The organism is Legionella drozanskii LLAP-1 (assembly GCF_001467585.1).
In the GTDB taxonomy this organism is placed as follows: Bacteria; Pseudomonadota; Gammaproteobacteria; order Legionellales; family Legionellaceae; genus Tatlockia; species Tatlockia drozanskii.
Map to the genome: position 1 here is coordinate 71,694 of NZ_LNXY01000001.1, position 21,137 is coordinate 92,830.

The following is a 21,137-nucleotide window of genomic DNA, read 5'->3' on the forward strand; positions in this document are numbered from 1 at the left end:
TTACCCCCTAACATTTTCTGGACGTACGGTTAGACTAATATCCCGGAATAAATTAAAAGTATCTGGATCACTGGGCACTGGCAACGGAGATGCTTTAAAGATAGCCGTTTGAGCGGAACGATCTAAAACTGCATCCCCACTAGAGCGCATCAGACTTACTTCTAATACTGCACCATCTGGTGCTAAACGAATTCGAAATTGGCTTGATAAACGACTGTCGACATTCTCAGGTAAAATCCATTGGCGACTTATGGCATTCACAATCATTGCCTTATATTTATCCACCTCACCTGCAAGCTGTGCTTTTTTCGCTGCATCAGCAACAGCTTGTTGTTGCAGCGCCGCAGCCTGACGTTTTTTCTCAACCTCAGCCTCAGCTTTTGCTTTGTCTGCACGTGCAAGTTCTTCTTTTACTTTTTCTTCTTTGAGTTTATCGGCTTTTAGCTTTTCCTCAGCTTGCTTTTGTTTTAGCACAGCTAATTTTTCAGCTTCTTCCTGTTGCTTTTTAAGTTGTTGCTGCTTGGCTTTCAATTCTTCAAGCCGCTTCGCTTCTTGAACTTTCTGTTCAGCTAACTCTTTTAACCGACGTTTTTCTTCCTCGATTTGTTTCTTTCGAGCAATCGCTAACTTGTCAGCCTCTTCTTTTAATTTTGCTAGACGCTGCTGCTCCTGTACTCGAGCTTTTCTTGCCATTTCAGCTTGCTTTGCTAAGGCTTGTTGTCTTGATTGCTCGGCTTTTAATTGATTAGCTCGCTCTTGCTTTAGCCGTTGAACGGTTTCCATCACTTCTTTATTATCAACACTGACTGCTTTGACAATTTCTTCTTTAGGCTTTGCAGCGTGGTCAATGGGTAAAGCTTGGCTAGGTTCATTCTTCGCTTCTGGCGTCATTACTGGACGCTGATTAGTCGTTGTATCCACTAATAAAGCCAGCGCTAAAAAAAGATGAAAAAAAACTGCCGCGATAAATGCTTTTCGATAACTTTGCTCCAGAATCATCCTTGATTCTCCTGCATAACCTCAGAGGAATCAGTTAACAACCCCACCTGCTCGGCCCCGGCTTGCTTTAATAAACTCATGGCCGTAACCACTTTACCATAAGGAACACCTTGGTCCCCTTTAACCAGCACATTGAGAGCTTGTTTTGATTGGCGGGCTAATTCCAACTCAGCAGCGACCCGAACTTTCAAAGCTTGCGGGCTGATTGGACTGCCTGGATCAGTATGTATATTGAGAAAAAAATCGCCCTGCTGATTGACTGAAACAATAATAGGCTCTCGATCCGCTGTTTTTAATGATTCACTAGCTGCTTTGGGTAAATCAACAGTAACACCCTGCGTTAGCATAGGTGCTGTAATCATAAAAATCACGAGCAGTACTAACATCACATCAATATAGGGGACGACATTGATCTCGGCAATTGGACGAGTACCCGTTCTCTTCTTTCTTAGCATGATTATCCTCTCATTGGCGCAGTAGTCTGTTGCTCAATAAGTGAAACTAATTCATCCTGAAATAAGTCGTACCGGTCAAGCAAATTCGTTGAACGAGTGCTATACCGATTATAAGCAATGACAGCTGGAATCGCCGTAAATAATCCTAATGCAGTTGCCACCAACGCTTCCGATATACCTGGCGCTACCATAGCAATAGTCGCTTGCTGTGCTTGGCCAAGCGCTTGGAAAGAAGTCATAATTCCCCAAACCGTGCCAAAAAGCCCAACATAGGGCGCAATGGATCCCACGGATGCAAAAAAGGGTAGATGCTGTTCTAATTGCATAGCTTCTTTAGCATGACTTATTTGCATAACTCGTTGAATGGGCTCAATGGCTATATGTCCTAACTTACGTGAGCGCACATACTCCTTAAAACCGGCATGAAAAATAGCTGCTAAACCCTGTTTGTCATCGACATTACTATCAATATCAGCATATAACTTGCTCAAATCGCTAGAATCCCAAAAACGTTTTATGAATCCTTCACATTGCTGTTTTTTGCGACTGAAATACCAAGCTCTTTGTAAAATAAGCGTCCATGAGATGACTGATGCAATAAGTAAAAGCATCATTACTGTTTTAACAACCAGACCGGCTTGCATAAAATAGCCTAGTACACTTGCATGGTTTGCCACGTCTCTATTCCTCCAAACAACGATTAATTTTCTCTGGGTTGCTAAACCCTAACTTCAAAATAAATGCTCAGGTAAACGTCTCGGTTTCATTTCGTTATTCACGCACACTACCTTGATTTCAGCTTCGCAAATTAACTTATTATTTTCATCGTGCATTGCTTGCTCAAAAACAACGGCGCATGGTGTCTTTTTGCTTATCTTCGTTGTTATTCGCAGTAAATCATCCAACCGAGCAGGATAAAAATAATGAAGCTGCACCTCATTTATTGCAAAATGGCAATCATACGTCGCAAGGGTGGTTAAAGACAAGCCAGAATTACGGATCATTTCAGTTCTTGCACGTTCAAAGAAGCAAAGGTAGTTCGAATGGTAGACAATTCCCATCATATCCGTGTTTTCTGCATAGACTCTAATATCAAACCGATGTGTTTCCATACTGTCCATTAAATTACCTTTCTTCAGCGAGTGTTAAACCAAAATGTCGATACGCTAATTCAGAGGCCATTCTACCTCTCGGTGTTCTAACTAAAAAACCTTGTTGAATGAGGTAGGGCTCAAGAACATCCTCAATAGTCCCCCTCTCTTCGCCGATCGCTGCTGCAATACTGTCTATACCCACTGGACCGCCTGCAAAACGCTCGATGACGGCAAGAAGCAATTTTCTATCCATCATATCAAAACCATTTTGATCAACATTCAGCATTTCGAGTGCTTGATTAGCAATGTCTAAAGTAATGATTCCTTTGCCTTTGACCTCGGCATAATCCCGAACTCGTCGCAATAAGCGATTGGCAATTCTTGGTGTACCGCGAGAACGTCCAGCAATTTCACGAGCGCCTTCAATCTCAGTAGTGACGCCCAACAATCTTGCCGAGCGAGAAACGATGTGAGTTAACGCATCGATAGAATAAAATTCTAAGCGCTGTACTATACCAAATCGATCGCGTAAAGGAGAAGTCAACAGACCTGCGCGGGTTGTTGCTCCAATTAAAGTGAAAGGAGGTAGTTCTAATTTGATGGAACGAGCAGCAGGACCTTCACCAATCATGATATCGAGTTTGTAATCTTCCATGGCCGGATAAAGGATTTCTTCAATCACAGGGCTTAAGCGATGTATTTCATCAATAAATAAGACATCGTTTTCTTGTAAATTGGTTAAAATAGCAGCGATATCTCCCGCTCGTTCTAATACCGGACCGGACGTTTGTCTTAAACTAACGCCCATCTCATGAGCAATAATATTGGCAAGCGTTGTTTTACCAAGGCCGGGAGGACCAAAAATCAGCACATGATCAAGTGCATCATTTCGATTTTTTGCTGCCTCGATAAAAATACGCATCTGCGAACGAACGACATCTTGACCTATATATTCCTCAAGACTAAGAGGACGAATGGCACGGTCAAATGCCTCCTCTGAAGCTGCTGAGGAATTAGCACTAATTAAACGATCACTTTCCAACATAGGTCTATGAGTTTTGGCTACGATTTTTGCATTCTAACACAGCTTTTTCTTGCAATCCCGAATTAATTGGTAACATAAAATCTGCGACATTTATAATGGTTGATTAAGTTTTTCGATCAAAATTGATCTTACTCGATGAATGCGAGACCGCACGGTCCCTAAAGGGCAATTAAGATGCTTAGCAATATCTTCGTAACTAAGACCATCAATCGCATATAAATTAAAGCAATGTTGTAATTTATTAGGCATGCTTGTAAAAATTTTATCTATGCTCTGCCCCAATTGCAGTCCTATCAAATTAGATTCGGGCGTATTATTTTCATTGATGGTTTCAAGCATCTTTTGAGTGGGCGCATTATCAAACTCAAACTTGATGACACGATAATAATTTTTAATCGTATTCTGAGTAATTCGATATAACCAGGTTTCAAAACTAGAATGTCCTTTGAACTGCGGTAGATAGCGAAAAACCTTTATATTGATCTCTTGTAGTAAATCATGTGCAATTGAATGATCAGCAACTTGCGCTCTTATTTGTAAAAAAATTTTTGTTTGATAGCAAGATATTAAACGATTTATTGCGGGACCTTCCCCATTTAGAGCCAAATCAACGAGTTGTTCTTCTTTTAAGTGTTCTAAGTCTTCCATAGCTAACCGGCTCCTATGTGGTAAACATCGGATACGCCTTCGTAAATTGAATAATTATTTAACTATATGTCGACATTATGCTGGGTTGCTTTAATAATATTTAATAGCCTATAGTTATGCTCATCGATCTGATCTAGAAATATAACGATTAATTTCTTCCTGGCTCCGCCACTTAACTCGAGAAGAAAGAAAAGACCCGTGTCGATGACCACCCTCGCTTTATCGTAGCTAAGTGTTTGTTGATTTTTATCAAGGAGCAGCCATTGCTCTTTATAACTCAGCATTAAATAGTTCGGATGGGGTATTGGGTGAGTGATAATGCGAAAACATTTTGCAAGGAGCAAAAGACTAATCGTGATTTTTAAAAACAGGGGGCATGCGGAATAAAATAAAAGCAAAGATGAGCTCAGATAAATGAGCAGAACCAGTTTAGCATAGTCAGTAGATCTAGCTAACTTTATCTTGCAGTCTAATAAATTCAACAAAATCCGCTAGCTCCTTGTCGATGGGCGTTTCGTGTCCCATTAACCAACTAAATAATTCGGGGTCGGTGCAATGAAGTAATTCTTCGAAGGTATCGATTTGTGGGGGGGTCAAATGATCAATCTGAGATTCGACAAAACGTCTCAGAATCAAATCCAGTTCAAGCATACCACGCCGGCAATGCCATAAGAATTTTGCTTTTTCTGAAGAACTAATCATTAACTTATCCAATTGTCAGACAGGGCGATGTTACACTAAACTTCACTCCATTCGCAATCTTAATGCTTGGAACCTAAAAAATGAATTTTTCAGAGTATTTAGTCAATAATCGATCACTCACCACTTTCTTATCATTAGATGAGGAGCTTAATATAGAAAACAATAAGAATTATTTATTCGATCTTTCTTACCTAAGCTCACTCAAAATTACTGGTGAACGCGCTGAGGAATTTTTGCAAGGACAGATCAGTTGCGATGTCCACAAAGTTTCTGCTTCTACGATACAACAAGGAGCAATGTGTAATTTGAAGGGACGCGTACTCGCATTATTTGATGTACTCAATTGGCAGGGTTTGCAATTAATCTTAGCCAGCGATTTACTCGCTGCAACTGAGCATTCATTGACCAAATCAGCAATGCTTAGCCGAGTTAAATTAGAAGCTAGCACTGACTATCAAATATATGGTTTTTATTTAAGTAATCCGAAGGATTTATTACCGGCGAATACCCCCCTGCCCTCAACTCCGCTTGCTCTTAATAGTACGGAACTAAGTTGCTGTTACAGTTTGGATAATCAATTTTATATTCTTTTGATTAAAAAAGAGCTGAACGCTTCATTGATACAGCCTTTTATTGAGCATCAGCAATTTCGTGGTTCACTAGTTTGGCATCAGTTGCAATTAGCTTGTAAGCGTATCCAGATTTATCCTGACACAAGAGGTTTATTTCTACCGCATCGTATTGATCTGCACTTATCGGGTCATTTAAGTTTTGATAAGGGTTGTTATAAAGGTCAAGAGATTGTAGCTCGCACACATTATAGAGCCACCCTCAAATATGGATTAAAGCTATTTACCATTGAAACTAGTGAAACTTTAACTGCAGGGAAAAAACTATTTACCCCGGATAGTAAGGCTGAAATTGGTGAATTAATTGACTATTGTCCACTGGAAAATAATCGCTATATAGTAGCAGTGAGCATCCTTTTTGAGCATCCGAATCAAGTGCTTATGGAGTCACAAATGGACGTGGTTTCTCTTGAGCCAATAAGTTGCTAATCAAAAAAAGGGCATTTACACCAAATAATAAATAACTTTATATTTTCACGGCTTGTAAGGTACAATGCCTCTCGAATAAAAATCGAGCTATTTTAAGGAAGTAAAAATGACACATTTATCAATAAGAGAACTTAATAAAATTGTTGAAGAAGCTAAAATTTTGTATCGAAGTGGTATAAATACAGAAGCTGTTTCTCTGAAACCATATGTTGATGCTTTTAAAGCCGCCCGCGCAAAGCAACCCACCCACTCCCTACTCGAATCATCAGAACGATTAGAGAATGAGGAACTTTTAAAAGCAAGATTAGAACGAGTAAAGAATTCCTTAGACATTGAACCAATTGAAGATTATAAGCAAGCTAGTGATTTTGCAAATGAGGATGAGAGTTCACCAATAGGGGATAGAGAACAACGCTTCGAGGAAAGTTTAAGAGAAACATTACGAGAAAAATTTATTGTTGAAGATCCTGTATTTGCAGTCATTATTGAGATTGATCGACACATTCAACAATTTCGCTCACCAGCGAATTGGTTTCAACGTAGCGCACAAGATAAAATTGAGGCTTTAGAAAAATTGAAAGAGATGCTTTTAGAGAGTGAACATGATGAGGTCCGCACTATTCCTGAGATAATAGATGAGTGGAAGACCGATCATGAATCTACCATTACTAGGTCTAGAAATATTTTTAAAAGTCAAGCGACAGATTTGCTTACTAGCACAGCTTACTTTATTAAAGACCTAAGGTTGGCATACCAACATGAGACTTCATCTTTACGAAAAAACTCCGATTTAACTCGTGCAGACAAAGTAAAGTTTTATCAACCCTTTTTGGCCTATATTCAAGCACGCACAACTTGGCTTCAACAAATACTCACGACTATTTTTAGAATAACCGAGCTTTCTGATGAGAAATTAACTTTAGCTAAAGACGTGGTAGAAAAGATACAAGACTGTGATAGCTATGAAACTTTAAATAGTATGCTAGCAACTAAGAAAGAGGAACATACTGAGTTGAGTAAGGACTATGGCCAGCTTCATTACAATCTTGATGACCGAGGAGAAATAGAACCCACCGTCGTCAGCCAGACATCACAATATGAAGATAACAGTAGACCTCCTCGTACGCAGCAGTCTAAGCCTGTTCCCTTTTGGAATCGAGATGTGAAGGGAGATCAACTTATTTCTAACAGTGACTTAGCGAGTGCTTTCCATGACTCTATCTCCATGATCCCGTAATTGCTTATAATCTTAAGTTGGGCCTTGGCCCAACTTACTTAAGCATACGCTGAACTACCTTATCTTTATCAATAAAATGATGCTTAATTGCTCCAGCTATATGAAGCGCAATTAGGACGATAATCACCCAAGCAATCGTATTATGTGTTTCTTTCATCAGATGTGATAAAGCCTGATTAGGTTCAATCCCCGGTAAACCAAGTTGAAACAAACCAAAAAAATAAGGTGCTTTATTTGACGCTACTGCCATTATCCAACCACATAAGGGCATGGCAATCAAGAAAAAATACAAGGCATATTGAACCGTGCGGGAAAGAATTCTTTGCCAAAGAGGAACAGAAACGGGTAATGATGGTTTTCCTTTACGCCATACCCAAACTAGGCGAAAAAGCATTAAAAAGAGGACGCTAATGCCAACAGATTTATGAAGCATAAAAGCAGTTCCTCGGTATTGTGCAGGAAGATCTTCAAGAAAATAACTACCGACAAGCATCAATATAACAACTAAAGCAATAAGCCAATGAAGAAACTTAAATCCACCCGAGTAACTAACTTCTTGTTCATTCATTAAAACTCCTCACGAGATTGGCTTGATTGCAGCATGCTTAATCGAAACCCGCGACTTTGGCCGCGGGGTCCATGATCTTGTTCATAGGGAATTAGACCTGATCACAATTAATTTGCCACCTCTTTTTCCGACATCTGAATTGTAGTTTGCGTTAAATCAAGTAATTCCCGAATAGCAACGAAGAACATCGTATAATTCAGCGTCGAACTTGAACGGAGATCGCTTAGAATTTCATGCCATCTGCTAATTAAGGCAGAATTTTTTTCTGACCAGGCTTCGAATCCTTTCTGGAAATCTTTTTTCTTACCATCAAAACTTATGATTCCTGCGGTGAGCAGTCTTTGTTGCCAATCCAAATCATCACGTAAGGCTTCTCTTGATAAAGATTCCCAATGATTATCAGTAGGATGTGCAATGACTTGTGAACGGATCCAAGAGAGATCTAAGTATTCACCAATTCCAAAATACACTTCCGCAACATTGCCTACGTCCATATTCACTTGATGAGCTACTTCAATAATATCCATCGCAGAGAATAGTGCACGAGTTAACGATAACTCATGAGCTAAATGATCAGGGATACCTAACTCCTTATATTGGTTGTAATGATTATCGTATTGGCTACTATTCTTTTCTCCAAACTTTTCAGGTAAGGACTTTTTCAACTCACGCATACCTGGTAAGTAAAGTTTAACTGCTTTAGTAATATCTAAACGCATGCGTTGAGTACGTAAGAACCAGCGAGTTACTCGTCTTAGTAAGCGCAGATAAAGCATCGTCAATTCGATCTGCTTTTCAGCGGTAATTGCTGTACCTAAAGCATCAATATCCTGCCAAATTTTATCCAAACCAAGCACAGCTCTGGCAATCATATAAGCACGAACAATGGCAGAAACTGGAGCACCTGTTTCATCTTGTTGGCGATATATGAATGTAAAGCCCATCTCATTAATAATGATGTTACTTAATTTAGTGGCAATGATTTCCCGCTTTAGAGGATGATTTTGCATCTGCTTTGGAAAACGCTCGGCCAGCACTGATGGGAAAGAGTTTTCCAAGATCTCTTTGAAAAAAGGATCTTCTGGAACATTTGAGTTTAAAATTTCTTCTTTCAAGCTCGTTTTACTATAACACAGCAAGACCGACAAACCTGGACGACTTAATCCCTTGCCTTGTAACTTTCGCTCCATTAAAACTTTTTGACCAGGCAAAAACTCCAAGGTTCTATCTAATTTACCACTGCGCTCTAATTCATGAATGTAACGTGCATGAATTTCAATCAAGCGTGGTGCTTGTGAAGCGGCTACACTAATCGCGCGTGGCTGGTTGAAATTATCACGCAAGACTAATTGGGAAACCTCATCAGTCATCTCACCTAGTAATTCATTACGTTGTTTCTCGGTCAAATCCCCTGCTCTAACAATACTATCGAGCAAAATTTTGATATTAACTTCTTTGTCGGAGCAATTTACACCCGCTGAGTTATCAATAAAGTCGGTATATATAAGTCCGCCGTTTAAGGCATACTCAACACGAGCCAGTTGAGTTAAGCCGAGATTACCACCCTCGCCAACTACTTTGCATCGCAATTGTTTACCATTGATTCGAATCGCATCATTCGTTCTATCGCCGACATCCACATGCGATTCATCTTGGGCCTTGATGAAAGTGCCAATACCAGCACTCCACAATAAATCCACTTTTGCTTTAAGAATGACTTTAATTAATTCATTGGGCTCGATGGCAGATTGTTTAATTCCAAAAGCCTCTTTCATTTCTTTGCTTACGCTAATGGATTTAGCGTTACGATTAAACACACCGCCGCCTTTAGAAATTAATTTTTTATCATAATCAGTCCAATTTGAACGAGGTAAATTAAATAAGCGTTCACGCTCTTTAAAGCTCACTTTAGGATCTGGATCTGGATCAACAAAAATATGGATATGGTTAAATGCTGCAAGTAGTTTAATGTGCTTTGACAATAGCATACCATTACCAAACACATCTCCAGCCATGTCACCAATTCCCACGACCGTGAAATCACTGGTCTGTGAGTCTCTTCCCATTTCGTAGAAATGGCGTTTTACCGATTCCCAGGCTCCTTTTGCAGTGATACCCATTTTTTTATGGTCATACCCAACAGAGCCGCCCGATGCAAAAGCATCGCCGAGCCAGAAACGATATTCAGCAGAAATGGCATTGGCAATATCAGAGAAGGTCGCGGTTCCCTTATCTGCTGCGACTACCAGATAAGGATCGTCTTCATCATAACAAACGACATTCTCTGGCTTAATAATGCCATCTTCTAAATAGTTATCAGTGATATCAAGAAGACCACGAATAAATAATTGATAGCAACTAATTCCTTCCGCTAAAATTTCCTCACGAGTTCCATTGACTGGCAAATGCTTAGGCACAAAGCCACCTTTGGCACCACTTGGAACAATAACAGCATTTTTTACTTGCTGGGCTTTCATCAATCCTAAAATTTCTGTGCGGAAATCTTCTTTACGATCCGACCAACGTAAACCACCCCGTGCAACCTTTCCTCGGCGCAAATGTACCGCTTCAAATTTCGGTGAATAAACAAAAATTTCGAACATTGGGTAGGGTTTGGGTACACCAGGAATGTCTTTACTATCTAATTTAATGGAGATGTAGTTTTTAAAATTACCATGCTTATCATGTTGATAATAGTTGGTACGAAGCGATGATGAAATCGCTTGGATATATTGTCGAATAATCTTATCTTCATCAAGGTTCGCAACCTCATCCAGATCAGTAAAAATCTCATTAACTAAGCGGGTAAAATCATCATCTCTATTCGCGTTAATAGTGGGGTTAAACCGTATTTCAAATAGTCGTACTAATTTTCTAGCAATGAGAGCATTATTACTTAAGGCAGTTTCTATATACTCCTGACTGAAAGTAAAACCGATTTGTTTGAAATATTTAGCATAGGTCCGCATAACTGACACTTGACGCCAATCTAGCCCAGCCGATAAAACCAGTTGATTAAACCCATCATTCTCAGCCTGCCCGAACCAAACACTAGCAAAGGCATTTTGAAATAAGTCTTTTATTTCATCAATCTCAAAATTACCTTCATGGTTATACTGAAGCGCAAAATCATTAATCCAAGTCTTTCTATCATCATCAAATTTTAAGACGTAGGGTCTTTCGCTTATCGCTTTCATTCCCAGACGCTCGATGATTGGCAGAACTTCAGATAGAGGAATAGTATCGTCATGTTGATAAATTTTTACCCGGAAGTTTCCTGGTTCCTCATCCAAAGGTTTATAAAAATTCATTACCAAAGGATTAGATAGGGATAAAGCCTCCATATGCTTAATATCCGAAACTGCGGTACGAGGTGAAAAGTTAGACGAATAAGAAACAGGGAATACGCTTTTATATTTTGCATAAAAGCGATTAGCACTCTCTTCACCAAAAGTATCAAACAAATAATGTTGTAAATCGTCTGACCAAGTACGCCCGACTTCAATAAGTTTCTGCTCAATCTCTTTAAAATCCCATTGCGTATCATCATGCGGATTTATTCGGATAATAAAATGAATGCGGGCAAGAACTGATTCAGAGAACCAAGTCGAAAAATTGATTTCGTGAGAATTAAAACTTTCCCTCAATATCCTTTCCATTGCCAATCTTAATTCGGTATTCCAGCGATCTTTTGGCACATACACTAGACAAGAAACAAAGCGGCGATAAACGTCCGTGCGAGCAAACATGCGAATACGACGACGCTCTTGCATGTAATAAATACCCATAGCAATTTCAAGCAGTTCGTCTTCTGAGGCTTGAATTAAGTCATCGCGTGGTAATGTTTCAAGAATATTGAGTAAGACTTTCCCAGCATGGCCGCGTGGATTTAAGTTAGAATTTTCCATGATCAGGGCAACTTTATGTCGCAAAAATGGAATATGCTTAGGATTTGTGTTGTAAGCTGCTGAGGTGTATAGACCAATAATACGCAACTCACCAATGACTTGACCTTTTTTATTAAAGCGCTTTATTCCAATATAGTCGGTATAAGCGCGGCGATGAACTGTCGCTTCTGTATTAGTTTTGGACATCACTAAGGCGCGAGTTGACAGTGTTAATTCTCTAGCCTCGGGAGTCATCGCAGAAATACTGCGTGCACTTGACTTGCTCATGCTCTGACGGAGAACACCTAAACCTGTTTCAGGTAAAGGCTGTAAAATCGTTTCCTGTCCTTTTTGAATCAATTCATATTCACGCATACCAAGGAAGGTAAAATGGTGATCTTCGATCCAATTCAAGAAAGCAATCGTTTCTGCGGACTCATTTGGCTCAAGAACTGAGCAAATAGATTCCAGCTCGATAATCGCGGCTCTAACTTTTTCCCGCATGGGCATCCAATCACTGACTACCGCACGGTTATCATCAAGTACGCGTTCAAAATTACGGTGTAAATCTTCAAGAATAGAAGCATCAGTTTGTCTATCAATTTCAATTAGAATAGCAGCCTCGACAATGACATCTTTCGTCTTGCTCTCTCCATTACGCGGTAAAACTGCAGTGATTTCACCCTCTTTCCCCCGTTTTACTCGTAGGTTACCCATATGCATTATGAGATGAGAAACCACATCTAAACGGTTGATCACCATTCTTAATGAATCGACTAAAAAGGGCATGTCATCCGTAATAATTTCAACGACGGTATGAGTAGTTTGCCAACCGTGTCTTTCATAATCTGGGTTATAAATTCGAATTTTGGTTTCGTTAGGAGCTCGGTTTTGAATCAGCGACCAAAAATTAATTGCGGCACCATAAAGATCATCAATATCCCACTCTCTTAGATCTTCTAATGCAACCGTACCGTAAAATTGACGAACAAATTCAGCACAAAATGGAGCTTGGGTAGCACTCATTTTTTGTTGCAGCCTCTCAACTACAGCCTCAATAATTAAATCTTTGCCTTCTTCAAACTTATAAGACATTCACTCACCTCTTTAGGCATGGAAATAAATTGCCGCGCATTATATACTTCTATGGCACAACTTACACCGCCATTTTTAATTATTTATAACCAAAGATACCCTAAATTAAACAAAACCACTCAGGCCAGACAGGCTTCAATAAGAGGTCCTTGGGAGATTCCCTTTAATGGTAATTCATTCGATACAAACTCTAGTATCTAGCGCAACCCAATCGATTAGTTCTATTAAATCCGAATTACGCATTCGAATACATCCACGTGATCCCGGTTTACCTAATTCAGTTGTATCAGGCGTTCCATGAATATAAATGTAACGTCGTAAACTATCGACGTCACCTCCTTTATTGCGTCCTTCCTCTAAACCATCCAATTGCATAATGCGTGTTAAAATCCAATCGCGACCGGGGAATTGAGCTGCTAATTCAGGTGTATAGATTTCACCCGTCCATTCACGTGAGACAAACACAGAGTTAAGAGCAGCATCTATCCCTATCTTTGAATAGATTCGATGCCAACCACGCGGAGTACATTCACTACCCGTTTTCTCACCAAGACCATTTTTTCCAGTTGAGACTAAATAGGACTTGTGAGGTTTATCATTTTCAAAGCAATGCATCATTTGCTGGTTAGCTGAAATGAAAATAAATTGAACATTAGGAGTCTGCATTATCATTTATTGTATTGCAACTGTTTTTGTGTTTACAAATTCCAAAATACCCTCTTGCGACAATTCTCTGCCAAATCCAGAGCGCTTTATTCCGCCAAAAGGAACTCTCGGATCTGAAGCAACTAACGCATTTACAAAGCAAGCACCTGCTTCAATCTCATGTTGAGCAATGTGTTCACCACGTTCTTCATCACGAGTAAATACAGCAGCTCCTAAGCCATAACGACTTTGATTAGCTAAACGAATTGCTTCAGCTTCATCGCTGACTGAGATTATCGCTATAACTGGCCCAAACAGTTCATCATCAAAAGCTGGCATACCTTTTTGTACATCAAGCAGTAAGGTAGGAGGATAATAAAAGCCTTTGTTATCGGGCATTTCCCCACCTATCATTAATTTAGCGCCAAGTTTTATACTTTCTTGTACTTGTTCGTGCAAAGCTTTTCGCAATTCTTTGCTAGCCATCGGTCCTAGATTAGTTTTTGTATCGAGAGGATTACCCATTTTATAAGTAGACATTAGGGACTTAATTTTCTTAACCAATTCATCACGAACAGAATCGATCACGATGATTCGTTTTGCCGCGATGCAGACCTGACCACAATTACTAAGACGTGATTTAACTATACAATTTGCTGCTAGATCTAAATCCGCATCCGCAAGAATCAGGTAGGGATCATTTCCACCTAATTCTAATACTGCCTTTTTCAAATGCTTGGCGGCATTAGAAGCAACGCTAGAACCTGCCCGCTCACTGCCGGTTAAGGTCACTGCGATAACTTTATCATTTTCAATCACTTTCGCAGCCATTTCTTTGCTTAAAACAAAATGTTGAAACAAATGCTCGGGAAACCCTGCCTCGTGAAATAAATCGGCAATGGCATTACCCGTGCCGGTAGATATTTCTGCATGTTTTAGTATTGCGGCATTTCCGGCCATGAGAGTGGGAACCGCAAAGCGCAATACCTGCCAAAACGGAAAGTTCCATGGCATGATGGCGAAAACAATACCAAGAGGTTGATAACAGACCATCGTTTTCTTCATCTCAGTTTTAATTGCTCTCGGCTGCAAATATTTTTCGGCATTTTCAGCATAGTGTTCGCAAAGCCAAACACATTTCTCGATTTCAGCCTCACCTAATTGAACTGGCTTACCCATCTCGTTGGCCATTAGCACAGCCAAATCTTTTTTATTCGCTTCAAGTAAACTCGCTAGCTTTAGCATGAGTTGCTTGCGTTTTGAAAAAGGCGTTTTTCGCCAAACGCAATAAGTGAGATGGCCTGCATCAATCAATGCAGCTATTTCTCCTTCTCTCAATATTGGATAAGATCTTAAAACAGTTTCTGTAGCAGGATTAACAGTGTTTATATTCATTTTAATCATCCACTAGTCTGTATTTTTAAGTTTACCTCATCGCTACTGGGACGCAAGTTCTACTTCAATTTAAATGTGCAAAATAAAAACATCTGAGGACAGAAAAGCAATCAATTAAAAATAGCATTTTGAAGTCGCGTGGGTATATTGTATTCTTGCACATAAGTTTTGATTGTTGTTACTATTTTGCTAATCCTTTCTGGGTTGAATAACATTAGGAAATCTATGACGAAGAAAAAACTAGGCTACCTCCCTGCTCAATACCTAGTTGCTTGGGCTGTACACGCGTTTACAGCAAGTGCTGCTTGTTTTGGAATACTCACTCTTATAAAGATTTACCAGCATGATTATGTGCAAGCACTCTGGTTCATGGGTATTGCTGTATTTATCGATGCGGTAGATGGTTCACTTGCAAGATTGGCACATGTCAAATCAGTTTTACCTAATATTGACGGCGCCTTGCTTGATAATATTGTTGATTATTTAAACTATGTCATCACGCCCTGTTTTTTCCTTTTCGTGAAGCCCGATATGCTGCCGCAAGGCTATTTGGTATTCATAATTATAGCGATTGTTATTACATCCTCTTATCAATTTTGCCAAGCAGATGCAAAAACTGCGGATCATTTTTTTAAAGGCTTTCCTTGTTACTGGAACATCGCTGTATTTTATATGTTCATTTTTGATACTTCAATGAATACAAATGCGTGGATTCTAACCATCTTATGCATCTTAATTTTTGTGCCAGTAAAATATGTATATCCTTCGCGCTTGGATTATCTTACTGAATCAAAGGTTTTGAAAATTGTAATGCATAGTTTTTCAGCCATTTATGGGATTAGCTCAGCAATTATACTTTGGAGCTATCCAAATATAGATGGATTTTGGTTATCGCTATCAATTGGTTACGTCATTGTCTATTTAATACTAAGTGTTTATAGAACCTATTCACCGATGATTAAGTCAAGAATTGCTGCTCATAGAGAATGAGTGCAAAACTCAACCTATTAATTTAGTGTTGATTGGATAACACTCAACATGCTTAAATTTAAAAATAATGAGATTAAATAATAAACGCCTCAGTAATTTATTCCCTTTTACCGCAGATATTATTAGAATACGCCATTTTAATATTGATAGAGGGGCTCACTCACATGTCATTTTGTAAAAAGATCATGCCAGTATTTGCAATGACTGTTTTATTTAGTAGCACGGCTGCTGCTAATAATATTTTTCCACATGGCTGTGAAGTGACTGGATATGGTTTTAATGACAACTATCTCATTATTAATGAAACTGGAGGACAAACTTTTTACCTCATTCAAAATCGCGGTAATATCCCCATTGAAATGCAACGCTTTGAAACGCATGAAGTCTTTATGAGCCCGCCACTTACCACAAAGATTGACCCTACTAATTGGTCAGCATTTGCTTCAGATGTAGAACATTTACATTTTCAATGTTTTGTAAAAGAAAATGATAGTAATGTCAAAGTAAACTGCCAGGACGTATTGGAGGTTTGCCAGTATCCTCGGGTTAAATTTGCATTAAGCAATATGGGTAACTATTGGGTTTCGACTAACAAAGCGCAATCCGAAGTTATTAATGAAGCAGCTGCTAAAGGAATCTTTTTACATTGGTAACTACTAAAGTACAAGATAGCTTATTTATATTGAGCGGGATAATTGGTGCCAGCATATTGCTCTATGGCCTAACACAAATGCCCGCTCAAATTTATTATGTTATCGGCTCCACATTATTGTTATTTACCTCGCTACATTTCAGGCTTCTTTATTTTATCGCGCTGGAAATGATACTTATTGCAGGGCATGGAGCGATTCTGCTGCATATTAATAATACCTTGCAAATCGCATTGCCTGTTCTACTGTCTTTACAATTGCTTATTTTTTATCTTTTAAGCGGACAACTAAATAATATTTTTCTTCTAATAGGTATTACAGGTATTGCCTTTCTATCTGTGGGTTTTTCCTATGTAAACCAATGGATCTTCTTCTTTGGTGGTCTTTCTATTGCTATCTATGCTTTTCATTGTGCCTATCGGGGTAAACTAATCACTTTACTATGGGCTATTCTTAATACATTATTTGCATTAATTGCGATTTATAAATTAATTTTCTATTGATTACTGATAGAATCTTTATTGATATACAGGAGTTTTTTTTATGGCCAAAACACCTTCAAACATGCTGCCACTAGGTACTTATGCTCCGCAGTTTTCTTTAATTGATGTTATCAGTAATGAGAAAAAAGAGTTAAGCAGCTTTAATGAAGCAAAATCGACTGTAGTCATGTTTATTTGCAATCATTGTCCTTACGTTAAGCATGTTAGTAAGGAGCTTACTCGATTAGCAAATGATTATTTACCCAAGGGTGTTAACTTTATTGCCATAAATTCTAATGACATTGAAAATTACCCGGATGATTCACCGGAAAATATGAAAAAAACTGCCTTAGAAGAAGGCTATCCTTTTCCTTATCTTTTTGATGAAACCCAAGAGGTAGCCAAAGCTTATCAGGCCGCTTGTACACCAGACTTCTTTGTTTTTGATGCTAATCTTGTGCTTGTTTATCGAGGACAACTTGATGATTCTCGCCCAGGCAATCAAATTGAAGTAACCGGTAGTTCTATTCGTAAAGCCTTAGATTGCTTGCTTATCGATCAACCAATTAAATGCGAACAAAAACCTAGCCTTGGCTGTAATATCAAATGGAAAAACTGATGCAAAGGTTGGGCCTTGGCCCAACCTACTTTTAATGCTTACTTCGTTGAAACGATTTGCACTTGCAACTTGGCAACAACATCACTATGCACGTGAATTTCAACAGCAAAATCACCTACAGAATGAATAGGACCTTCAGGCATAACGATTTCACGCTTACTTACATCAATAGATTTAGCAACTAATGCGTCTTTAATCTCATTAGCACCTATCGATCCATAAAGCTTGCCTTCGTCACTTGCCATTGCAGAGATTACAACCGTTATATCATTCAGCTTAGCAGCTCGTTGCTCAGCATTAGCTAATGATTGTTGTGCATTTTTCTCAAGTTCAGCACGACGCTGTTCGAACCGTTCAATATTTCCTTCGGTAGCAAATACTGCTTTGTTTTGAGGGATTAAAAAGTTACGGCCGTAGCCTGCTTTTACATCAACTTTATCCCCTAAATTTCCTAGGTTTCTGATTTTTTCTAATAAAATAACTTCCATCTTATTACCCCTTAATTTATTTACCACCTGTATTAGAGGACAGGTGTAATCTGAAATTAAACAAACTATCTAAAGCACCAAAAATGACATATACAGGTAATATGACAAATGGTAGCAAAATTAATGGAACCAGCAACAATAGCAAAGTACCAATTCCCTTACCTTTAGCGAGAACATTAAAGCTCAAACTAAGGCCGGCAAATACATAATAGATAGCAAGTACCGGTAAACAACTAATGGCCAGAGGAATGTGCTTATGAGCGCCCATTATGGCAGCGCACAACAAAATCACACCCAAACCGTACGCCCGAAATGACACCATTTCTTGCTTAAATGCTCCAGGATAAAACAACCTGGATTGCACAGAGCGAGCTAATAATAAAGAAGCTAGTGCTGATAAAAGCACAGAGACAGCCTGAACTCCTAGTAAATAATTAGCTATAACCACTTTATTTACTGCTTCGTTATTACTTAACAAACTTGTAACCGAAGTATCTGAGCCTTCACGCTCTAGCTCTTTGAGTATTGCTTGGACATATAGGTATTGGTTATTAATAAACTCAGGAACCAACCAATGGACCAGAACAATAATCAACAACGTTTGCAAGACTATAAAAAATCCGGCGGTTTTCCAACTCGTTGTTGAATGCAAAATGCCTGCAGTCAGATAACATGGTAAAAAAGTAATCACAGCAGTAATTACCGCAGCTGAAAAAGAGGTAGACATTAATGACAAAACAAGTAGTGCCATAATAGCAACTACGAGTCCTTTAAAGCCTTCTGCCCATCCTTTTCGCAAAGTTATCAGCGCAATAATTGCTGCTGATAACCATGCTGCAAACGGTATCAAAGCTAAGACCGCTATGTACAATAAAGCAAGTTGGTCATTTTCTAATAGAAACCGACCTTGTTTACCTAAAAATTCGCCTAAGCGAGCCATTATTATCGATGGCTATCACAGTAAGGTAACAGACCCAGGAAGCGTGCATGCTTGATGGCTTTTGCTAACTGACGCTGGCATCGAGTTTGAGTACCTGTAATACGGCTTGGTACTATTTTTCCGGTTTCAGTAATGTAATTTTTAAGCAGATTTGTATCTTTGTAATCGATTTCTACTGAGCCATCTGCACTAAAACGCGACATTTTTTTTCGACGAAAATATGATCCTGACATTATTTATTCCTCTTAAGCTGCTCGTTCATCTTTTTCTTTTTTCATTAACACTGATTGACCAGTAATCGCGTGTTTTTGATTGATAATTAGATGTCTTAAAATTGCATCGTTAAATTTGAATGCATTCTTTAGCTCATCAAGCGCAGCTTGGTTACATTCGATATTCATCAAAATATAATGTGCTTTGTGCACTTCTTTGATTGTATAAGCGAGTTGTCTACGTCCCCAATCTTCTTTTCGATGGATTAGACCTTCATGCTTTTTGATGATCCCTTCATAGCGCTCAACCATTGCTGGTACTTGTTCGCTTTGATCGGGATGAACTAGAAACACAACTTCGTAATGTCTCATCATTTCTCCTTGTGGATTAAGCCTTCCTTCGTAAAAAGGTAAGGCAAGGTTTAAAAAACGAACAATATTAACTGATTTTCAGTAGGGTAGCAAACTTTAACCTTATTACTTTGAAAAATAACTGTTTTTGACTAGCGTTTAACTCAAAACCTTCTTAGGCAAAAGCATTGCATTTAACTAGCCCATACGATATAACGTACTAAAAACAAAAGAGGTTTTTACATGAATATCGTGACCATCCCGTTTGAAGTACCGATGACAGTTTGTATTAAAGGGGAACTTGTTCAGATAGTCGCTTTTAAGACCTTAGAGCATGGAAATGTAAAGTTTGGTGTTAAAGCTCCAAGATCAATTGAAGTGCACCGTGAAGAAATTTATCAAGCAATTAAGCAAAAACAACAAAATAGTGAAGCAGAATAACTAACTTGATAATGGTAGATTCCACCAAATACTTCAATCTAATACTAGCAGTTATTATCAGTGTCTTGTCAACTATAGTATTTGTCCTTAATTATTATGTCTATCAATTTCCAGGTAATAATTATTTTCCTCCTCAAATGACAGGCATGGGAATCATTTTAATTTTGACCTTGCTGGGAACCTACCTACTCTTTGATACAAACAGTAACTACTTTAAAATTATTCGAGAATTGATTTATTTTTTCCTCGTCATTTCAGTGATCGCCAACGCCACTAATGCCATTCAACTGACACCTTTTAATCCAATTGACGAACAATTGATTTCGATTGATCAAGCTTTTTCTGTCCACTTAGAACCGATTATGGCTTGGGCAGCTCGCATTCCATGGCTGAACAATATGCTAAAGCTAAGTTATGATAGCTTGTCGTATCAGATGGCCTACCTACCTTTCGTGATGATTTTTGCGCGTAAATTTTCTTATCTGCACGAATATTATTCACTTCTTTTTCTTACTGCACTGCTAGGGTTTTCATTTTACTATTTCTTTCCAACTATGGGTCCTGCAAGTTTTATGAAAAGCCCCTATTTTGTTACCGAGCAGTATGCGACTGGCGTTAAATTTGCCGAAATTCATCGCCATATCCCTCCCTCCACGCTTGATGGCGGGATGATTGCCATGCCGTCTTTTCATGTTATTTGGGCTTGTCTTTGTCTTTATTTAAGCCGTTGCTGGCCTATTCTCTTTATTGTATTGTTCCCCTTAAATATCCTATTAATCGCTTCCTGTGTTTTACTAGGCTGGCATTATGTTATTGATCTAATAGGTAGTTTTATTACTTTAGTTTTAGCCTATGGAATTTATTTTTTTGTAAAAACTTATTATGCGCCAAGAAGGTTTGTATTGAGTTAATTTTTAGGAATTCCTGTTCGATATCTGAACAATTTTATTGTTTATTATTTGGCAATGACTAATCGACCAGGTGGAGATGAAGCAATTATAAAAAAACATCACAGTAGAACTTGAAAACAGCTTGTTTGAAACATTGAAATATTCAGATTAAAGCTAAAAATAATTCATATTTGCAGCAAAACCCCTGCCCATTCGACTATGAGGAGGGGTTTTATATCAGTAGAT

General features: G+C 38.6%; 24 protein-coding genes. 8 read left to right on the forward strand and 16 right to left on the reverse strand.

Annotation, left to right across the window (positions count from 1 at the left end):
• From tolA to Ldro_RS00370, 8 genes are all read right to left on the reverse strand, one after another.
• Window positions 1-999: a cell envelope integrity protein TolA gene (gene tolA / locus Ldro_RS00335; RefSeq protein ID WP_058494433.1), complete on the reverse strand. Its 999-nt coding sequence runs from the start codon at window positions 997-999 to the stop codon at window positions 1-3.
• Window positions 996-1,454 (reverse strand): protein TolR, encoded by a 459-nt coding sequence (tolR, locus tag Ldro_RS00340; protein ID WP_058494434.1) that lies wholly within the window; start codon window positions 1,452-1,454, stop codon window positions 996-998. The genes tolA and tolR overlap by 4 nt, the downstream gene beginning before the upstream one ends.
• 2 nt (window positions 1,455-1,456) lie before the next feature.
• Window positions 1,457-2,131, reverse strand: coding sequence for a protein TolQ (tolQ, locus tag Ldro_RS00345; RefSeq protein WP_058494435.1), 675 nt, complete (start codon window positions 2,129-2,131; stop codon window positions 1,457-1,459).
• Window positions 2,132-2,185: 54 nt separating this feature from the next.
• Complete coding sequence (locus Ldro_RS00350; RefSeq protein ID WP_058494436.1) at window positions 2,186-2,575, reverse strand: YbgC/FadM family acyl-CoA thioesterase; 390 nt, start codon at window positions 2,573-2,575, stop codon at window positions 2,186-2,188.
• Window positions 2,576-2,579: 4 nt separating this feature from the next.
• A complete protein-coding gene (gene ruvB / locus Ldro_RS00355) occupies window positions 2,580-3,593 on the reverse strand; it encodes a Holliday junction branch migration DNA helicase RuvB (protein ID WP_058494437.1) in 1,014 nt (337 codons plus the stop codon).
• Window positions 3,594-3,683: 90 nt separating this feature from the next.
• Entirely contained in the window at window positions 3,684-4,241 is a 558-nt protein-coding gene (locus tag Ldro_RS00360; protein WP_058494438.1) for an RNA polymerase sigma factor, read from the reverse strand.
• Window positions 4,242-4,303: 62 nt separating this feature from the next.
• Window positions 4,304-4,726: a protein YgfX gene (locus tag Ldro_RS16445; protein ID WP_162263957.1), complete on the reverse strand. Its 423-nt coding sequence runs from the start codon at window positions 4,724-4,726 to the stop codon at window positions 4,304-4,306.
• On the reverse strand, window positions 4,689-4,940 hold the full coding sequence (locus tag Ldro_RS00370; protein ID WP_193786628.1) for an FAD assembly factor SdhE: 252 nt from the start codon (window positions 4,938-4,940) through the stop codon (window positions 4,689-4,691). Before Ldro_RS00370 ends, Ldro_RS16445 begins: the two co-directional genes overlap by 38 nt.
• An 83-nt stretch (window positions 4,941-5,023) precedes the next feature.
• Between Ldro_RS00370 and ygfZ the strand changes: the two genes are divergently transcribed.
• A complete protein-coding gene (gene ygfZ / locus Ldro_RS00375) occupies window positions 5,024-6,001 on the forward strand; it encodes a CAF17-like 4Fe-4S cluster assembly/insertion protein YgfZ (RefSeq protein ID WP_058494441.1) in 978 nt (325 codons plus the stop codon).
• Window positions 6,002-6,107: 106 nt separating this feature from the next.
• On the forward strand, window positions 6,108-7,238 hold the full coding sequence (locus Ldro_RS00380; RefSeq protein WP_058494442.1) for a hypothetical protein: 1,131 nt from the start codon (window positions 6,108-6,110) through the stop codon (window positions 7,236-7,238).
• 34 nt (window positions 7,239-7,272) lie between these two features.
• Here the strand turns inward: Ldro_RS00380 and Ldro_RS00385 are convergent, their stop codons facing one another.
• The 4 genes from Ldro_RS00385 to Ldro_RS00400 form a co-directional block, all read right to left on the reverse strand.
• A complete protein-coding gene (locus Ldro_RS00385) occupies window positions 7,273-7,806 on the reverse strand; it encodes a cytochrome b (protein WP_058494443.1) in 534 nt (177 codons plus the stop codon).
• Between the two features lie 107 nt (window positions 7,807-7,913).
• Window positions 7,914-12,788, reverse strand: a complete 4,875-nt coding sequence (locus Ldro_RS00390) for an NAD-glutamate dehydrogenase (protein WP_058494444.1) — start codon at window positions 12,786-12,788, stop codon at window positions 7,914-7,916.
• 174 nt (window positions 12,789-12,962) lie between these two features.
• Window positions 12,963-13,460, reverse strand: a complete 498-nt coding sequence (locus tag Ldro_RS00395) for a L,D-transpeptidase (protein ID WP_420795398.1) — start codon at window positions 13,458-13,460, stop codon at window positions 12,963-12,965.
• Window positions 13,461-14,828, reverse strand: a complete 1,368-nt coding sequence (locus Ldro_RS00400) for an NAD-dependent succinate-semialdehyde dehydrogenase (protein ID WP_058494445.1) — start codon at window positions 14,826-14,828, stop codon at window positions 13,461-13,463.
• 225 nt (window positions 14,829-15,053) lie between these two features.
• Here Ldro_RS00400 and pcsA point away from each other — a divergent pair, with 225 nt between their 5' ends.
• From pcsA to Ldro_RS00420, 4 genes are all read left to right on the forward strand, one after another.
• A complete protein-coding gene (pcsA, locus tag Ldro_RS00405) occupies window positions 15,054-15,818 on the forward strand; it encodes a phosphatidylcholine synthase (RefSeq protein WP_058494446.1) in 765 nt (254 codons plus the stop codon).
• 164 nt (window positions 15,819-15,982) lie between these two features.
• Complete coding sequence (locus tag Ldro_RS00410) at window positions 15,983-16,471, forward strand: hypothetical protein (protein WP_058494447.1); 489 nt, start codon at window positions 15,983-15,985, stop codon at window positions 16,469-16,471.
• Complete coding sequence (locus tag Ldro_RS00415) at window positions 16,465-16,971, forward strand: hypothetical protein (protein WP_058494448.1); 507 nt, start codon at window positions 16,465-16,467, stop codon at window positions 16,969-16,971. Before Ldro_RS00410 ends, Ldro_RS00415 begins: the two co-directional genes overlap by 7 nt.
• Before the next feature lie 40 nt (window positions 16,972-17,011).
• Window positions 17,012-17,569: a thioredoxin family protein gene (locus Ldro_RS00420; protein ID WP_058494449.1), complete on the forward strand. Its 558-nt coding sequence runs from the start codon at window positions 17,012-17,014 to the stop codon at window positions 17,567-17,569.
• A gap of 38 nt (window positions 17,570-17,607) precedes the next feature.
• Here Ldro_RS00420 and rplI read toward each other — a convergent pair whose 3' ends face one another.
• From rplI to rpsF, 4 genes are read right to left on the reverse strand one after another with little or no spacing between them, the layout of a single operon-like run.
• Complete coding sequence (gene rplI / locus Ldro_RS00425; protein WP_058494450.1) at window positions 17,608-18,057, reverse strand: 50S ribosomal protein L9; 450 nt, start codon at window positions 18,055-18,057, stop codon at window positions 17,608-17,610.
• Between the two features lie 16 nt (window positions 18,058-18,073).
• Window positions 18,074-18,997, reverse strand: a complete 924-nt coding sequence (locus Ldro_RS00430; RefSeq protein ID WP_058494451.1) for a DUF2232 domain-containing protein — start codon at window positions 18,995-18,997, stop codon at window positions 18,074-18,076.
• Between the two features lie 2 nt (window positions 18,998-18,999).
• Entirely contained in the window at window positions 19,000-19,230 is a 231-nt protein-coding gene (gene rpsR / locus Ldro_RS00435) for a 30S ribosomal protein S18 (protein ID WP_058494452.1), read from the reverse strand.
• A gap of 12 nt (window positions 19,231-19,242) precedes the next feature.
• Window positions 19,243-19,581 (reverse strand): 30S ribosomal protein S6, encoded by a 339-nt coding sequence (rpsF, locus tag Ldro_RS00440; RefSeq protein WP_058494453.1) that lies wholly within the window; start codon window positions 19,579-19,581, stop codon window positions 19,243-19,245.
• A gap of 222 nt (window positions 19,582-19,803) precedes the next feature.
• Here rpsF and Ldro_RS00445 point away from each other — a divergent pair, with 222 nt between their 5' ends.
• Window positions 19,804-20,001 carry a carbon storage regulator gene (locus tag Ldro_RS00445; RefSeq protein WP_058494454.1) on the forward strand — a complete coding sequence of 66 codons (198 nt, stop codon included), beginning with the start codon at window positions 19,804-19,806 and terminating at the stop codon, window positions 19,999-20,001.
• Window positions 20,002-20,066: 65 nt separating this feature from the next.
• Window positions 20,067-20,912, forward strand: coding sequence for a phosphatase PAP2 family protein (locus Ldro_RS00450; protein WP_162263958.1), 846 nt, complete (start codon window positions 20,067-20,069; stop codon window positions 20,910-20,912).
• Window positions 20,913-21,137 lie beyond the last annotated feature (225 nt).

Bases quoted from the DNA above. Each gene is read 5' to 3' on its own strand.
- Ldro_RS00380 (WP_058494442.1), top strand. From the start codon at position 6,108: ATGACACATTTATCAATAAGAGAACTTAATAAAATTGTTGAAGAAGCT.
- ruvB (WP_058494437.1), bottom strand. From the start codon at position 3,593: ATGTTGGAAAGTGATCGTTTAATTAGTGCTAATTCCTCAGCAGCTTCA.
- tolR (WP_058494434.1), bottom strand. From the start codon at position 1,454: ATGCTAAGAAAGAAGAGAACGGGTACTCGTCCAATTGCCGAGATCAAT.
- tolA (WP_058494433.1), bottom strand. From the start codon at position 999: ATGATTCTGGAGCAAAGTTATCGAAAAGCATTTATCGCGGCAGTTTTT.
- ygfZ (WP_058494441.1), top strand. From the start codon at position 5,024: ATGAATTTTTCAGAGTATTTAGTCAATAATCGATCACTCACCACTTTC.
- Ldro_RS00410 (WP_058494447.1), top strand. From the start codon at position 15,983: ATGTCATTTTGTAAAAAGATCATGCCAGTATTTGCAATGACTGTTTTA.
- Ldro_RS00430 (WP_058494451.1), bottom strand. From the start codon at position 18,997: ATGGCTCGCTTAGGCGAATTTTTAGGTAAACAAGGTCGGTTTCTATTA.
- Ldro_RS00350 (WP_058494436.1), bottom strand. From the start codon at position 2,575: ATGGACAGTATGGAAACACATCGGTTTGATATTAGAGTCTATGCAGAA.
- Ldro_RS00395 (WP_420795398.1), bottom strand. From the start codon at position 13,460: ATGATAATGCAGACTCCTAATGTTCAATTTATTTTCATTTCAGCTAAC.
- Ldro_RS00400 (WP_058494445.1), bottom strand. From the start codon at position 14,828: ATGAATATAAACACTGTTAATCCTGCTACAGAAACTGTTTTAAGATCT.
- rplI (WP_058494450.1), bottom strand. From the start codon at position 18,057: ATGGAAGTTATTTTATTAGAAAAAATCAGAAACCTAGGAAATTTAGGG.
- pcsA (WP_058494446.1), top strand. From the start codon at position 15,054: ATGACGAAGAAAAAACTAGGCTACCTCCCTGCTCAATACCTAGTTGCT.
- rpsR (WP_058494452.1), bottom strand. From the start codon at position 19,230: ATGTCAGGATCATATTTTCGTCGAAAAAAAATGTCGCGTTTTAGTGCA.
- Ldro_RS00360 (WP_058494438.1), bottom strand. From the start codon at position 4,241: ATGGAAGACTTAGAACACTTAAAAGAAGAACAACTCGTTGATTTGGCT.
- rpsF (WP_058494453.1), bottom strand. From the start codon at position 19,581: ATGAGACATTACGAAGTTGTGTTTCTAGTTCATCCCGATCAAAGCGAA.
- Ldro_RS00385 (WP_058494443.1), bottom strand. From the start codon at position 7,806: ATGAATGAACAAGAAGTTAGTTACTCGGGTGGATTTAAGTTTCTTCAT.
- Ldro_RS00390 (WP_058494444.1), bottom strand. From the start codon at position 12,788: ATGTCTTATAAGTTTGAAGAAGGCAAAGATTTAATTATTGAGGCTGTA.
- Ldro_RS00420 (WP_058494449.1), top strand. From the start codon at position 17,012: ATGGCCAAAACACCTTCAAACATGCTGCCACTAGGTACTTATGCTCCG.
- Ldro_RS00445 (WP_058494454.1), top strand. From the start codon at position 19,804: ATGAATATCGTGACCATCCCGTTTGAAGTACCGATGACAGTTTGTATT.